The organism is Streptomyces sp. JNUCC 63 (assembly GCF_054366325.1).
On the sequence record NZ_CM135963.1, the window covers coordinates 270,200 to 283,746 of the forward strand.

13 protein-coding genes are annotated in these 13,547 nt (G+C 74.5%); 6 read left to right on the plus strand and 7 right to left on the minus strand.

All coding sequences use genetic code 11. The annotated features are described in order from the left end of the window. Positions 1–12 precede the first annotated feature (12 nt). The gene (locus ACX25U_RS01240) at positions 13–669 is read left to right on the plus strand and encodes a nucleoside/nucleotide kinase family protein (protein WP_454388244.1); all 657 of its coding nucleotides are present in this window, start codon (positions 13–15) and stop codon (positions 667–669) included. Between the two features lie 208 nt (positions 670–877). Next, positions 878–2,602, plus strand: a complete 1,725-nt coding sequence (locus tag ACX25U_RS01245) for an ArnT family glycosyltransferase (protein ID WP_454388246.1) — start codon at positions 878–880, stop codon at positions 2,600–2,602. 19 nt (positions 2,603–2,621) lie between these two features. Here the strand turns inward: ACX25U_RS01245 and ACX25U_RS01250 are convergent, their stop codons facing one another. Next, positions 2,622–3,020 carry a DUF3662 domain-containing protein gene (locus ACX25U_RS01250; RefSeq protein ID WP_454388248.1) on the minus strand — a complete coding sequence of 133 codons (399 nt, stop codon included), beginning with the start codon at positions 3,018–3,020 and terminating at the stop codon, positions 2,622–2,624. 32 nt (positions 3,021–3,052) lie between these two features. Then, positions 3,053–3,214, minus strand: coding sequence for a hypothetical protein (locus ACX25U_RS01255; protein WP_454388250.1), 162 nt, complete (start codon positions 3,212–3,214; stop codon positions 3,053–3,055). 525 nt (positions 3,215–3,739) lie between these two features. On the opposite strand from ACX25U_RS01255, the gene ACX25U_RS01260 reads away from it, so the two are divergent. Further along, a complete protein-coding gene (locus ACX25U_RS01260) occupies positions 3,740–6,097 on the plus strand; it encodes a SpoIIE family protein phosphatase (RefSeq protein WP_454394750.1) in 2,358 nt (785 codons plus the stop codon). 17 nt (positions 6,098–6,114) lie between these two features. Here the strand turns inward: ACX25U_RS01260 and ACX25U_RS01265 are convergent, their stop codons facing one another. The 3 genes from ACX25U_RS01265 to ACX25U_RS01275 form a co-directional block, all read right to left on the minus strand. Next, a complete protein-coding gene (locus tag ACX25U_RS01265; RefSeq protein ID WP_454388252.1) occupies positions 6,115–6,606 on the minus strand; it encodes a flavin reductase family protein in 492 nt (163 codons plus the stop codon). A gap of 72 nt (positions 6,607–6,678) precedes the next feature. Next, on the minus strand, positions 6,679–7,410 hold the full coding sequence (locus ACX25U_RS01270; protein ID WP_454388254.1) for a peptidoglycan-binding protein: 732 nt from the start codon (positions 7,408–7,410) through the stop codon (positions 6,679–6,681). An 87-nt stretch (positions 7,411–7,497) separates the two neighbouring features. Further along, positions 7,498–8,346 (minus strand): hypothetical protein, encoded by an 849-nt coding sequence (locus ACX25U_RS01275; protein WP_454388255.1) that lies wholly within the window; start codon positions 8,344–8,346, stop codon positions 7,498–7,500. Positions 8,347–8,713: 367 nt separating this feature from the next. Between ACX25U_RS01275 and ACX25U_RS01280 the strand changes: the two genes are divergently transcribed. Then, positions 8,714–9,127 carry a Zn-ribbon domain-containing OB-fold protein gene (locus ACX25U_RS01280; protein WP_454388256.1) on the plus strand — a complete coding sequence of 138 codons (414 nt, stop codon included), beginning with the start codon at positions 8,714–8,716 and terminating at the stop codon, positions 9,125–9,127. A gap of 7 nt (positions 9,128–9,134) precedes the next feature. Here the strand turns inward: ACX25U_RS01280 and ACX25U_RS01285 are convergent, their stop codons facing one another. Beyond that, the gene (locus tag ACX25U_RS01285) at positions 9,135–10,412 is read right to left on the minus strand and encodes a glycosyltransferase 87 family protein (RefSeq protein WP_454388257.1); all 1,278 of its coding nucleotides are present in this window, start codon (positions 10,410–10,412) and stop codon (positions 9,135–9,137) included. 111 nt (positions 10,413–10,523) lie between these two features. After that, positions 10,524–10,904: a PPOX class F420-dependent oxidoreductase gene (locus tag ACX25U_RS01290; protein ID WP_454388259.1), complete on the minus strand. Its 381-nt coding sequence runs from the start codon at positions 10,902–10,904 to the stop codon at positions 10,524–10,526. A 120-nt stretch (positions 10,905–11,024) separates the two neighbouring features. Between ACX25U_RS01290 and ACX25U_RS01295 the strand changes: the two genes are divergently transcribed. Together ACX25U_RS01295 and ACX25U_RS01300 are read left to right on the plus strand one after the other, a co-directional pair. Then, complete coding sequence (locus ACX25U_RS01295; RefSeq protein WP_454394752.1) at positions 11,025–11,984, plus strand: DUF3800 domain-containing protein; 960 nt, start codon at positions 11,025–11,027, stop codon at positions 11,982–11,984. Positions 11,985–12,147: 163 nt separating this feature from the next. Continuing rightward, a complete protein-coding gene (locus ACX25U_RS01300) occupies positions 12,148–13,527 on the plus strand; it encodes a S1 family peptidase (RefSeq protein WP_454388261.1) in 1,380 nt (459 codons plus the stop codon). The last annotated feature ends 20 nt before the right edge of the window (positions 13,528–13,547 follow it).

Consider the following 13,547-nt stretch of genomic DNA (forward strand, 5'->3'; position numbering starts at 1 on the left):
ACACTGTGGCGTGTGGAGCTGACCTTCGACGACCTCCTCACCCGTGCCCGGACCCTCACCGGGACCGGCCGCGCGCTCCTCGGCATCGCGGGCAGCCCCGGCTCGGGCAAGTCGACCCTCGCCGGGCATCTGGTACGGGCCCTGAACGGCGACGGCGAGCCGCGGGCGGCGTACGTCCCGATGGACGGCTTCCACCTCGCCGACGCCGAACTCGACCGGCTCGGCCGCCGGGACCGCAAGGGCGCGCCGGACACCTTCGACGCGGCGGGGTACGCGGCCCTGCTGCGCCGGCTGCGCGAGGAGCGGGACGAGACGGTGTACGCGCCCGGCTTCGAGCGGATCCTGGAACAGCCGTTGGCGGGCGCGATCCCGGTGCCGCCGTCGGCCCGGCTGGTCGTGACGGAGGGCAACTACCTGCTGCTGGGCACCGGTCCCTGGGCGCGGGTGCGGCGCGAACTGGACGAGGTGTGGTTCTGCGAGCTGGAGGAGGACGAGCGCGTCCGCCGTCTCGTCGCCCGCCACGAGGAGTTCGGCAAGGCGCACCAGGAGGCGGTGGACTGGGTGCTGGGCACCGACCAGCGCAACGCGGACCTGGTGGCGGCGACCCGGGACCGCGCGGACCTGGTCGTGCCGGCGGCGGCCGTGCCGTCCGGCCGGCGCGCGGCGTGAGCCAACTCGCGCGGGGCAGGCGCGGGTTCGCCCGCCCGGAGGTGAACCGCGACCGGGTGGGGGCCGTACCCGTGGGTACGGCGGAAGGCCTGCCGGTACGACTCGGGAAGCGGTGACGTCCGTGGGGCGGGGGCCGGTGCGACAGCAGGGCCGTGACGCGGCTCAGGATCGTTTCCGGCCCCGCCCCTCCGGTGGCGCCGCGGGGCGGATGATGACGCGCGAACAGCACACGGCTCCTGATCCCGGCGACGGCTCAGCAGAGTCGGTCCCCGGGCCGAGGGCCGGGCGTTCGGTGGTGCGCGGCGGGTACGACCGGCTGCGGCGGCACCGGCGGTGGCTGGTGCCGCTCGTCGCGGCGGTGCTGCTGGCGCAGATGGCGGTCGCGATGGTCACCGCGGCGGCCGAGCAGACGCCCACCATCGACGAGCCCGTGTACGTGGGGACGGCCACCGTCTATCTGCACGAGCACAGCCTGGCGTACAACCCCGAGCACCCGCCGCTGGGCAAGCTGCTGATCGCGGCCGGGGTCGCGGTCGCCGGTCCGCACTTCGACGCGTCGTTCACGGGGAACCAGGGGATGGTCGGGCGGCATCTGCTGTACGAGTCGGGCAACGACCCGTGGCGGCTGATGCTGTGGGCCCGGCTTCCGGTGATCGTGGTGACGCTGCTGTCCGGGCTGGTGGTTTTCGCGTTCGCGCGGGAGCTCACCGGCGCGGTGGGCGGACTCGCCGCCCTGGCCCTGTACGCCTTCTCGCCCGATCTGATCGCGCACGGCTCGCTGGCCACGCTGGACGTGCCGGCGGCCGGCCTCGTCCTGACGTCCGCCTGGCTGCTGTGGCGGGCGCGCGGGCGGCCGCGGCTGTACGTGCCGCTCGCCGGCGCGGCGCTCGGGGCGGCCGTGGCGACCAAGATGAACGCGCTGCCCGCGGTGCCGGCGCTGTTGCTGCTCGCGGTGGTGTCGGTGTGGTCGGGCCGCCGCCCGTCCGGGCGTTCCGCACGGATCAGGGCCCTGGCGGCGGGCGCCGGGTGGGCCGCCGTGGCGGCGGGGGTGGCGGTCGCCGTCGTATGGGCCGCCTACCTGGTGGTGGACCCGCGGCTGCGGTGGGCGCCGCCGCAGCCGGTGCCCGTCGTGCACGGGCTGCGCGGGGTCCTCGTCGGCCTCATGCCGCTGCCCGAGGCGTACCGCGACGGCATGCGCATCCAGTTCGGGCTGGAGAACCGGCCGTGGGAGGGCTACCTGTTCGGGCGCCTCTACACCGGGTCGCGTTGGTACTACCTGCCGGTCGCCCTGCTGGTGAAGACACCGCTGGGCATGTCGGCCCTGTGGGCGGCCGGGGCCGTCGCCCTGGTCGTCGTACGGCGGCTGCGGCGTGCCGCGCCGTATGTGCTGGCGCCTCCGCTGGTGCTGCTGGCGGCGGCGATGCACTCCTCGCGCGACTTCGGAACCCGGTACGCGCTGTTCATGCCGATGTTCCTGGCCGTCGCCGCGGCGGCGGTGCTCGCCGCGCGCCGTATCCGCCGCCTGCTGCCCGCGGGGCTCGCGGTGCTCGCGTTCGTCGCGGTCAGCTCCCTGCGGACGTATCCGTACTACCTGCCGTACTCCAACGAGGCGTTCGGCGGGCCGGCCAGGACCCATCTGCGGCTGCACGACTCCAACGTGGACTGGGGCCAGGACCTGGGCCGGCTCGCCGACCGGCTGCGCACGCGGTACCCGCACGAGCGGGTCTGGCTCGTCTACAAGGGCAGCGGCGTGCCGTCCTTCTACGGCATCCACGCGTCCGACCCGCGCCGTGTGCCCCCGGAGCGGGTACGCGGGCTGCTGGTGGTGTCCGACTCGGCGGCGGCCAAGGCCGAGGGGCGGCTGGCCGAGCTGATCGGCTCCAGCCGGCCGGTCGACGAGGTCGGCCACTCGATCACCCTCTACCGGCGGTGACCGGCCGCATGCGCCGTGTCTACGCCGGGTGGTGGAAACCCTCCGCGCTGACGTGCGGCATGACGCGGCCGGCCACGCGGTAACGGCCGTTGGGCACCTGGCCGGAGCGGGCGATGTGCACGGTCAGCGGGCCCGCCCACTCGTAGCCACGGCGCTCGGCGTGCCGGGCCAGGCTGTCGGTGAGCGCCTGGCCCACGCGGCTGCCGCGCCGGGTCAGTTCGTCGTGCACGGAGTCGGCGAGTTCGACGTCGTAGGCGTTGGGCACCATGACCCGCCGCTCGCTGACCACGACGGCGTTGGCGTCGCACTCGCGGCGCAGCGCGTCGAGGAGCTCGACCGGTTCCTTGCCGACGAGCCGCGCCCACAGCGCCTCCCACCGGTTCTCCAAGGCCTGTTCCAGCGCGCTGAGTGCGCTCATTTCGGTCTTCACCTGCCGAAGGGTCGTCCGGGTCACTTCTCCTCGAAGTCGTCGGGGCGGATCTCGGCCTCCTCCATCGCCTCGCGCATCGTGCGGCCGGTGGCGCCCCGCCCCTTCGGCTTGTCCTCCTGCCGGTTCTCCAGCACCTCGTCGGTGGTGTCGGTCTTGGGCCGGTTCTCCTCGGGGACGGTCATGGCACACCTGCTCCTCGTGTGTCGGTGGGGATCTTCTCCCAGCGGCGGGTTCCCCTGCGGCGGGCGCGTATCCATCCGCCCGCCAAGAATCCGGAAGCCGTCATTCCGGAGTGTCGGGACCGCGGGACCGTACTCGAACGCGTCGGGCGCGGCCGGGTGCGTCCGACGCACCCCGCGCTGCGCGAGAAGCTCCAGTCCGTCGCGCTGCGGGCGCCGGCCGGCGGGCCGGGCACGGCCGAGGAGGACCGGAGCGACGAACTCCAGGCGGCCGTCGACGCGGAGATCGAGAACCGGGAGAACCCGCGCCGGGACTTCGCCCACCCCGACCTCACCCGGCTCCGGCCGGCACGGCGCGCCCGGATCCAGCCGCCACAGCCCCCCGCACACCTCCACGCAGACCCCGGCCCGCGCACCCCCACACAGATCCGGACCGGCAACCCGGTGATCCAACCGCCCGGTATGTGCGATGCTCGTCGCGTGACCAGCGAACCCGCCTTCCCCGGGGAGGCCGGCGCCGTACCCGACATGACGGCGATGGCCAAGGTGGTGGCCAGGCAGCGTGCCGAGCTCGACCGGCTGCAGGACCTGGCGGCGACCTCGGCCGTCCTGGAGCGGGCCAAGGGGGCGCTGATGGCCCTGACCGGCTGCTCCCCGGAGGCCGCGCACGAGGAGCTGGTGCAGCGGTCCAAGGCCGCGAACCGCACGCTCATGGAGGAGTGCTGGATCACGCTCGGCAGCCTGGTGCCCCCGCTGGAGCAGGCCACTGAACCCTCCCCTGCGCCCGCCGGCGCCGCACCGGCCTCCACCGGGACCCCACCCGCCGACGCCGGGGCGGCCACCGCGGCCGACGGCAAGGACTCCGCCGTCCTCGCCGTGCTCGGCCGGGCCCTGGTCCGGGTCGGCACCCCCCAGGACCTCGCCCGGTGCCTGCTGGACCACCTGGCCGCGCCCGTCGGCGCCGACGCGGTGATGATCTACCGGCAACTGCCCGTCGGCGGACTGGAGCTGATCGGCCACGTCGGCATCGACGAGACCCTCGCCGGCCAGTGGCGGCACGTGCCGCCGGCCGGCGGGATCGCCGCGTGGGACGCGCTCAGCAGCCGCGAGGAGCTCTGGCTGGAGGACACCGCGGAGGACAGTAAGCGGTACCTGCTGATCGGAGATCCGAGCGACCGGTGGCCCTCGCGCGCCTGGCTGCCCGTGCTCAGCGGGGACTCGGCGGACGTGGCCATAGGCGTGCTGCGCGACCGCCCCGGCCCGTTCACCCCGCGCACCCGGGAGCTGCTGCGCGGCGTGTCCCGGCTGTGCGCCGGCCGGCTGCGCGCCTTCACCGCCCCTCCGGCGCTCTCCGCGGACGGTGCCGCGGAGGGCGTCCAGGCCCTGTTCGGAGCCCTGCCGGGCATGACGCTGCTGCTCACCCCGGTGCGGTCGCCGTCGGGCGAGGTCGAGGACTACCGCATCGACGCCGCCACCTCGCAGACCGCCGACGTGGTCGGCCGCAGCGGAAGCGAACTGGTCGGCCGGCGGGTCCTCGAATGCTGGCCGGCCATCGCCCAGGAGCCGCTGTGGCAGGGCTGGCTGGACACGCTCACCACCGGGGAGCCCTACGAGGGCGAGCCGTTCGCGCAGCAGGAGCTCGTGGACGGCGGCCGGGAGCTGTCCACGTACTCGGCACGGGCCGCCCGGCTGGGCGGCGCCCTGGTGGTCACCGTGGTGCGGCACGACTCCTCCGACCGGCAGGAACAGCGCCTGGCGGACCTGCAGCGCCTCGGCCGGCTCGGCTGGGCCACCTGGAACCTCGTCACGCGCGAGGCGGCCTGGTCGTCCCAGGTCTACGCGCTGTTCGACCGCGCCCCCGAGTCCGGCCCGGTCCGCCTGCACGAGCTGCCGGACCTCGCCCTGCCCGAGGACGGGCCCGTGCTCGCCCGGGTCGTGCGGGAACTGGTCACCGAGGGCAAGCCGTTCGACACGTCCTTCCGGATCGGTACGGCGGCCGGGGTACGGCATCTGCGGGCCGTCGCCGAGGCCGTTCCGGACGCCGAGGGCAGGCCCGTCCAGGTGCACGGCTTCGTGCAGGACCTCACCGCGCAGCGCAGCGCCGAACTCGCCCTGGTCGAGAGCGAGCGGGCGGTCCTGGCGCAGCGGGGGGTCCTGCAGGCCGAGCGCATGCTGGCGGGCCGGCTGCAGCACGCGCTGCTGCCCCTGCCGCGCCGGCCCGTGCGCCTGGCGGGGCTGCTGGTGGACGTGGCCTATCTGCCCGCCCAGTCCGGGATCAACGTCGGCGGTGACTGGTTCAGCGCCATCGAACTGCCGGGCGGCGACGCGCTGTTCGTGATAGGCGACGTGGCCGGGCACGGCATCGACGCGGTGGCCACCATGGCCCAGCTCCGCTTCACCGCCAAGGGCATGATCTTCACCGGTTCCTCGCTGACGGGCGCGCTGGCCCGGCTGAACACCCTGCTGATCCACTCCCGCGACACCCACGGCACGGCCACCCTCGTGCTGGCCCGCTACAAGCCGGCCGAGCGCCTCCTGATCTGGGCCCAGGCGGGCCACCCGCCACCGCTGCTGCTGCGCCGGGGCGAGCCCCGCTACCTCGAGCGCCCGCGCGGTGTGCTGCTCGGGGCGAGCAGGAACCCGGTGTTCGAGGAGGCGGAGTGCCGACTGGAGCCGGGAGACCGGCTGCTGCTCTACACCGACGGCCTGGTCGAGCGGCCCGGCGAGGGCATCCAGTGGGGCCTGGCGCGGCTCGCCGAGGCCGCCTCGGCCCACCGCACCGACATCCCCGGCTCGCTGGGACCGCTGCTGGCCACGATGCTGGAGGGCGAACGCCGGGACGACGTCTGCGTCCTGGACATCCGGGCGCCCACGCAGCAGGCGTAGGCGCGTCCGGGCGCAGGTCAGTCGACCGGGTGCCCGGGTGAGATGTCGAGCGCGTCCTGAAGCCGCAGCGACGGCCCGCCCGGGCCGTCCGCGCCGCCCGACTCCACGGGGTCGAGCACGAAACCCACGTGATCGCCCGCGTCCAGGCGCAGCACCACCCGGCCGACGAACCACGCAGGCGCGTCCTGGAGTACGACGGCCCCGCCGCGCCGCTCCGTCCAGCGCACGTCCGCGAACTTGTCCACGCCGTCGTCGCCGGTGCGGCCGCCGAACAGGGCGGCCAGCGCGTGCTGCCGCCGGGTGAGCAGGTGCACGGCGAGGTGGTCGGCGTGCTCGGCCACCCGGAAGGTCCGGTTGGCCTTGGACAGCCACACCACGAACCGCGGTGGTTGGATGGAGCACTGCGAGGCGAACCCGACCAGGCAGCCGGCGCGCTCCCCACCCGCCTCGGCCGTCACCACGCACATGTCGGGGTTCAGCCGCTCGATGAACGTGTTCCGGCCCGTCATTCCCGTCCCGCTCCGTCCGCCGCAGCCGCTGGGTGGCACCAGCTCAGCACACCTCGGTGGCGTCTGCCCGTCTCACCCGCCGTCAAGCGTCGTACGGGACTCCAGGGCGCGGCGGGTGTCGTCGCCGTAGACGCCCGTCTCGTCGCCGCTGATGCCGTACCAGAGCTGGAAGCGGGCCACGGCCGCCTTCAGTGTGCTGTCGTAGTGGCCGCTGGTGGAGCCGTCGCGGTAGACGTCCGGGACGCGCAGGAGGCGTTGCTGCAGTTCGGTGACGTCCGGGCCGGTGTCGCCCTCGCGCAGGGTGCCGGGGCCGTCCGGGTCGATCGACACGGTGGCGGTGACCGTCGCGGTGGGGGTCACGGCGGGTGCGGCGGCGGAGGCGCTGTCGGACGGCCGCACGGCCGGTGCGGCGCCGGCCTCGCCCCTGGCCGGCAGCAGCAGGGCGCAGCCGAAGCCGGTCAGGGCGGCCGCGGCGACGGCCACCGCGACGGCGGCCCGGCGCGGTCCGCGGCCCGCCCCGGCGAGGGCCTGGTCCGGTGCCCGCCGCGGCGCGGGACCCGGGGGCGGCACGGGCGGCACGGGCGGCAGTTCCTCGGTCGCGTCCTCCACGGGTCCGGTGGGCGGAGCGGGTGGCGCCGGCGGCGCCGCGCCCTGGTGGTCGCCGGCGTTGCGCTGCGACTCCTGCGCCTCCTTGAACTCCCTGATGAGCTCCGCGAGGGCGTCGGTGCGTCGGGGCCGTACGACCCGGACCGGCTCCAGGGGCGGCCCGCCGTACGGCTCTCCGCGTCCCGGCGGTGTCGACACTTGGCACTCCTTCCGTCCGTGCGCACGGGCCCCGTCCCGAGGAGTGATACGTGCCTGCCGCGCCGCCGGTTCAGGGGGCTCCGGTCCTCACCGGCCGGCGGCTGGGCCGGTGGCGGCGAGAAAGCGGCGCAGGGAGGACTTCAGCGCGGCGACGAAGGCGTCCCTTCGGGTGTCGTCGAGGGCGTCCAGGGACAGGTAGGGGTTGAGGTCCTCCAGCTCGACCAGCAGCAGCTCGCCGCTGGGAGCGCGGCAGGCGTCGACACGCTGGATGCCGTGGCCGAGGCCGTTCCAGTCGATGAAGCGCCGCGCGAACTCCAGGTCCTCGCGGGTGGGTTCGTACGGCCGCAGCTCCCAGCGCCGCCCCGGGTCCGGGGCGTACAGGGCGTACTGGAAGTCGTGGTCGACGAAGTAGAACGAGACCTCGTGGGCGAAGTCGATGTGCGGCTGGACGAGGACGGTGCCGTCGGCGAGGCCGGGCAGCTCGTCGGCGGTGACGGTGCGCAGCCCTATGGAGTCGGCGCCCAGCTTGGGCTTGACCACGTACCGGCCGGCCGCGGGCAGGCGGTCGAGGTCCTCGGGCCGGTCGACGGTGGGGATGACCGGGTGTCCGGCGGCGGTCAGGTCGAGGAGGTACTGCTTGCCGGCCATGTCCGCCCGGCCGGTGAGCGGGTTGTAGACCGGCGTCGCGCGGGCCAGGGCCCGGGCCCTGAAGTCGTCGTAGGCGTCCCGGTACTCCAGGACGGGCCCGCTGTTGCGGACGACGACGGCCTCGAAGGCGTCCATCAGCGCGGCCGCGTCCCTCGGGTGGCACAGGGCCAGGTCGAAGTCCTCGCGCAGACGGGAGGTCAGGCGGATGTCCTCGTCGCAGTAGCGGCGCCCGCGCGCCGGGTACGCCAGGTCGGTGACGTAGAGGAGACGGGGGCGTGCGGAGGGCATGGGGGCTCCTGGGGCGTGGTGACCGGCGGGCAGGGCGGAGGGCGGAGGGGCGGCGAGGGTGCAGAAAGGTTACTGCGGCGGGTGCTCCCTTGCCCCTGCCGCACTTGACGCTCACCATGGACGGCACTGAGTGCCATCCATGCTCATTCCGGACGCCATGCCCCCACCCTCGGCTCTTCCTCCGACACCGACGCAGAGGCCGGTCCCTCCGGAACTGACGGCAATTCAGAACCATCGAGCATCTTTACGAGTGGCACTGAGTGCCATACCCTGAGGCCGTGCACGGTGGTACGGACAACCGCGCACATGCGTGCACGGGTGCGCCGCGCACGCGGGATTTCCGGCCGAGCGCAGGGAGTTGACCAGCGTGTACCACCACTCAGGAGACGCCGTTCGTCCGGCAGCAGGCCTTGCGACCGGCCTTCTCGAGCCCGGGTTCCGCGACACGGAGGCCCTGTACTTCCAGCGCTGCACCTGGTGCGGCACCGCCGTGTACCACCGGCTGCTGTGCCCGGTCTGCCGGGGCAGCGAACTGCGCACCGAGCGCAGCGAGGGCGTCGGCACGGTCCGCCACTCCACGGTGGTGCACCGCAACACCCCTGCCGCACGGAACGTGTCGCTGATCGAGATGGGCGAGGGCTTCGTCGTGCGCGGCCGGGTCATGGGCCCGCCCATCGGCATCCACGGCGGCGACCGGGTCCGGCTGTCCACGGCGAAGGACCCGGTGCGCGGCGAGCCCGTCTTCCAGCTGATCGACGAGCCGTACCGCGCCTGGACCTGACGCGCCGTCAACCGATGCTGACGCCTGAGGGATCCGCCCGTCGGTTCCGCTCCGGTACGGCACCGGAAGCGGTGACCGGTCCCTCGTGCCCCGCGCTTCCCCGCGCGACCGCGACCAGTGTCAGCACCGCGCACACGGCGTAGACGCAACCGGGCCAGGCGAGCGACGCCGGATAGGCACCGGGGTGCGCCGCCTGGTGGTCCTCGGCGCGGATCAGGGACGGCACCACTCGGGTGACCGTCACCAGCGCCCACACGGCGAGCGTGATCCGGCTGAGCAGGCGCTGCCCGAGGGGGCCGTGGGCCAGCCAGATCATGGCGGGCAGGCACCAGATCCAGTGGTGGCTCCAGGAGACGGGGGACACCAGCAGCCCGTACAGCTCCACGGTCACGAGGACGCCGAGCAGGTCGTGCCGTCGTACCGCCGCGCGCACGGCCCAGACCGCCGCCGCCGTCACCAGGGCGAGCGCCACCCAGGAGGCCATGGAGGCGGCGGTGTCCTGGCCGAGCAGTCTGCCGAGCGCCCCGCGCAGGGACTGGTTGCGCACCGACCAGGCCGGGCCGACGCGCCGGGTGTCCGTGACGAGCGCCGACCAGTAGCGTGCCGACTCGCGCGGAGCGACGCACCAGGCCAGGGCCGTCGCGGCGGCGGCGGTCGCGACGGCCCACGCCGCCGCCCGCCACTGCCGGGTCGCCAGCAGGTACAGTCCGCCGACGGCCGGGGTCAGCTTCACCGACGCCGACAGCCCCACGCCCGCTCCCCGGCCCACCGCCGCGCGCGGCACGGCCAGGCCCCACAGGACGACGGCGCCCAGCAGCAGGTTCACCTGGCCCTGGTCGAGGGTGTGCCGCACGGGTTCCAGCCACAGCCCGGCGGCGGCCCAGAGCAGGGCGCGCTCCCGTACCCGGACGACGCCGGGGCGCGGGCCCAGCAGCCGCACCGCGCACACCGCGACGACGAGCAGCGCCGCCACGGAGAGCGTCTGCCAGAGCGCGACCAGCACCGCCCACGGAAGGCGGGACAGCGGCAGGAACAGCAGTGCGGCGAAGGGCGGGTAGGTGAACGGGAGCCGGGGAATGGGCGGAGCGGTCCGCAGCGCGTAGTCGTACAGGCCCCCGGACAGCACGTGCGGTGCGGCCTCGCGGTAGACGCGCAGGTCCAGCGGGTGCGTCGGGTGGGTGACGACGGCGAGGACGTGTACGGCCAGGGAGAGGGCCAGACACCAGCCGGCATGGCCGGTGAGCCACTGCCCGGCCCTCCGGCCCGTGGCCCAGATCTCCTTCACCGCACCAGCTCCGTCGTGTCGGCAGCGCCCGCAGACTAGCCCAGCGGGTACGCCGGCCGGCGGCTGCCACGCGGGGCGCCTGCTGTACGGGCGTTCTTCCTGCCGCCCGGGTCAGAGGGTCATCCGGATCCCGACGGTGCCCTCGACGCCGCGGCGCAGCCGGCTGCCCAGCAGGGTGAGGCGGCCGAGCACGCCGTACTTGCGGGCGATGAGATCGCGGTAGCGGGCGGTGGTGACCGGGTCGCAGATCTCCGCCTTCGCCGCCACCTGTTCGCCGGTGGGGTTGCCGCGCAGGTCGCAGGGGCCGACGAGGACGTCGGCGCGGTTGCGGATCCGCTTGACCTTCCAGGAGCCGGCCGCCGTCCACACGCCGAGCGCGTCACCGTCGCGCACCACCCACACCGGGGTGGCGACCGGCGTGCCGTTCCTGCGGTAACTGGTGACCAGCAGATACTTCCCGGCCCCGAGCCGCTCCACCAGGGTGTCGTCCATGCGCGGCAGTCTAGGCGCGGGCGTCGCCGCTCGCGGTGCCGCGCCGAATGGGGAGGACCGGCACGTGTCTCGTGCGGGATCCTGGTCGTGACCTGGTACGGCGAGGACGGGGCGGAGCGGATGAGGCGGGACGGGGTCCGGGAGGTCGCCTGTGACGAGTCGGGGTCGGACGGCGAGAACCTGACGAACGGGAACACCGATGTCTTCGCGCACGCCAGTGTGGAGCTGCCGATGGAGTGCGCCGCCGGGTGCGTGCGGGAGATACGGAACCGGATCCGCTCGCCCGCGGAGGAGTACAAGGCCACCCATCTGCTGCGGGAGAAGCACCGGGCGGTCCTGGAGTGGGTGCTCTGCCCCGCCGGGCCGCTGTACGGGCACGCCCGGGTGGACCTCACCGAGAAGGCGTTCTTCGTGGTGGACCGGGCCCTGGAACTGCTGCTCGGCGATCCGGCGGAGGCGGCCGTTCTGTTCGGCGCGGGACGGGATGCCTTCGAGGAGGACGGCTGGCGGCGGTTCCTGCACGCGGCCAACCGCCTGCTGCGGGCCCGGAGCGACGGGGAGCCCGAGGATCCGGTGGACGCCTTCTTCGCCGCCGTGGAGGTGCTGCGGCGCGCGGACGCTCCGGCGCCGGCCGCGGCGGTTCTCGGGCGGCTCGCCGACGGCCGCGAGCGCGCCGGCGCCTACCGGGCCCGGGTCGCCGCCGGGCCGGCCCTGATCCCCGTACTCAATCCGCTGCTGCCCGCGATCCTCCGTACGGCCGCGCAGTGGAGCGCGCCGGGGCACGGTGTGCGGCTCGTGCACGACCAGCAGAACATGCTCACTCCCGACCGCGTCGAGTGGATCCTGCGGACGGCCCGGCAGCGCGGCGTCACGCTGGACGGGCTGGTCCTCGTCGACTCGCGGCAGGATCCGCGGGTGCAGCTCGCCGACTTCCTCGCGGGCGTCGCCCGCAAGATCGCCTCCGACGAGCTGAACGGGCACGGCGACCCGGCCCTCACCTCCCTGCTGCGCCCCTACGTCGGTGCGGCCTCCGTCTGGGGCGACGCCCCGAGCTGGGCCCGCCTCGGGCCGTGCGCCTGACGACTGGGCTCCGGGGCGCCGGTCACCCGCTGACCGGGCGCGCGGGAGAAGATCACCCGCGCGCTGAACACGGCCGCGCCGCGCCACGTATGGAGGAAGGGCGCTCGACGACCGGAGTGCCCCGCGGTGTTGAGACGGTGTATCCGGGGTTCGGGAGCCAGGCATGAGGCACGCACGACGACGGGTCGTCCGGCGAGTGACACGGCTGACGGCCGTCGCGGGACTCCTCCTGGGAGGAGCGATGGTCACGCAGGCGGCGATGGCCAGTGAGACTCCCGGTACCCCCGCCGCCGTACGCGGCTCGGCGCAGTCGGCCGCCGCCGGCACGGGCGCCGACCTGGCGGCACGGCTCGGTACCTCCCGTACGGCGGGCAGCTGGATCGGCGCCGACGGGCGGCCGGTCGTCGCCGTGACCGACGAGAGGGCGGCGGCCGAGGTGCGGCGGGCGGGCGCCGAGGCGAAGGTCGTACGGCACAGCATGAACGAGCTGAAGGCGGCCACCGCGACCCTGCGCGCCGCGCCGCGCGTGCCGGGCACGGCCTGGGTGATGGACTACCGCACCAACCGGGTGACCGTCCAGGCCGACAGCACCGTCTCCGCCGCCGACTGGGCCCGGATGACCAAGGTCGCCGACGGCATCGGCGGCTTCGTGCACATGCAGCGCGCCCAGGGCACCTTCACCACCCGCCTCAACGGGGCGCTGCCCATGCTGTCGACCGGCGGGCGCTGTTCGGCCGGCTTCAACGTGACCAAGGGGCAGAGCGACTTCATCCTCACCGCCGGGCACTGCGGGCCCACGGGGTCCATCTGGTTCGCCGACAACCAGGGCACCCAGCAGCTCGGCAGGACCGTCGAGGGGTCCTTCCCGGGCGGCGACTTCTCGCTGATCCAGTACGCCTCCGGCAGCGCCGGCCAGGGCGCCGACATCGTGGCGATCGGCGGCGGCAACGGCGTACGGATCACGGGGGCGGCCGATCCGGCCGTGGGGCAGCGGGTGTTCCGCAGCGGCAGCACGAGCGGGCTGCGCGACGGCGAGGTGACCGGCCTCAACGCGACCGTGAACTACCCCGAGGGCACCGTCACCGGCCTGATCCAGACGACGGTGTGCGCCGAGCCGGGTGACAGCGGCGGCCCGCTGTTCTCCGAGGGCATCGCCCTGGGGGTGACCTCGGGCGGCAGCGGCGACTGCACGACGGGCGGTACGACGTTCTTCCAGCCGGTCACCAAGGCGCTGACCGCGCTCGGTGTGAAGCTGATCGTGGCGCCCCCGCAGGAGGGCGCCGGGACTCCTTCCGACGCCCCCTCCGAGGAGGCCACCCACAGCGCCGTCGCCCCCGGCGCCGTCTCCCCCGGCTCCTCCGCCCCGGTCACCGGCATCACCGATGGCACCACCCTGCTCTCCCGCCTCTCCGACCCCAAGAATGTCGGCCCCGGTCTCCTGATCATCGCCGGCAGCCTGATCGCCCTGGTCGCCACCCGCTACATCCGCGCGGAGCAGGACCGCAAGGCCTACCAGCGGTACTACTCGGCGACCTGGGGCTGACCAGAGCCGACCGCCTGTAC

Excerpts from the sequence above, each read along its gene's own strand:
- ACX25U_RS01245 (WP_454388246.1), top strand. The coding sequence starts at position 878 with ATGATGACGCGCGAACAGCACACGGCTCCTGATCCCGGCGACGGCTCA.
- ACX25U_RS01250 (WP_454388248.1), bottom strand. The coding sequence starts at position 3,020 with ATGAGCGCACTCAGCGCGCTGGAACAGGCCTTGGAGAACCGGTGGGAG.
- ACX25U_RS01255 (WP_454388250.1), bottom strand. The coding sequence starts at position 3,214 with ATGACCGTCCCCGAGGAGAACCGGCCCAAGACCGACACCACCGACGAG.
- ACX25U_RS01260 (WP_454394750.1), top strand. The coding sequence starts at position 3,740 with ATGACGGCGATGGCCAAGGTGGTGGCCAGGCAGCGTGCCGAGCTCGAC.
- ACX25U_RS01265 (WP_454388252.1), bottom strand. The coding sequence starts at position 6,606 with ATGACGGGCCGGAACACGTTCATCGAGCGGCTGAACCCCGACATGTGC.
- ACX25U_RS01275 (WP_454388255.1), bottom strand. The coding sequence starts at position 8,346 with ATGCCCTCCGCACGCCCCCGTCTCCTCTACGTCACCGACCTGGCGTAC.
- ACX25U_RS01290 (WP_454388259.1), bottom strand. The coding sequence starts at position 10,904 with ATGGACGACACCCTGGTGGAGCGGCTCGGGGCCGGGAAGTATCTGCTG.
- ACX25U_RS01295 (WP_454394752.1), top strand. The coding sequence starts at position 11,025 with ATGAGGCGGGACGGGGTCCGGGAGGTCGCCTGTGACGAGTCGGGGTCG.
- ACX25U_RS01300 (WP_454388261.1), top strand. The coding sequence starts at position 12,148 with ATGAGGCACGCACGACGACGGGTCGTCCGGCGAGTGACACGGCTGACG.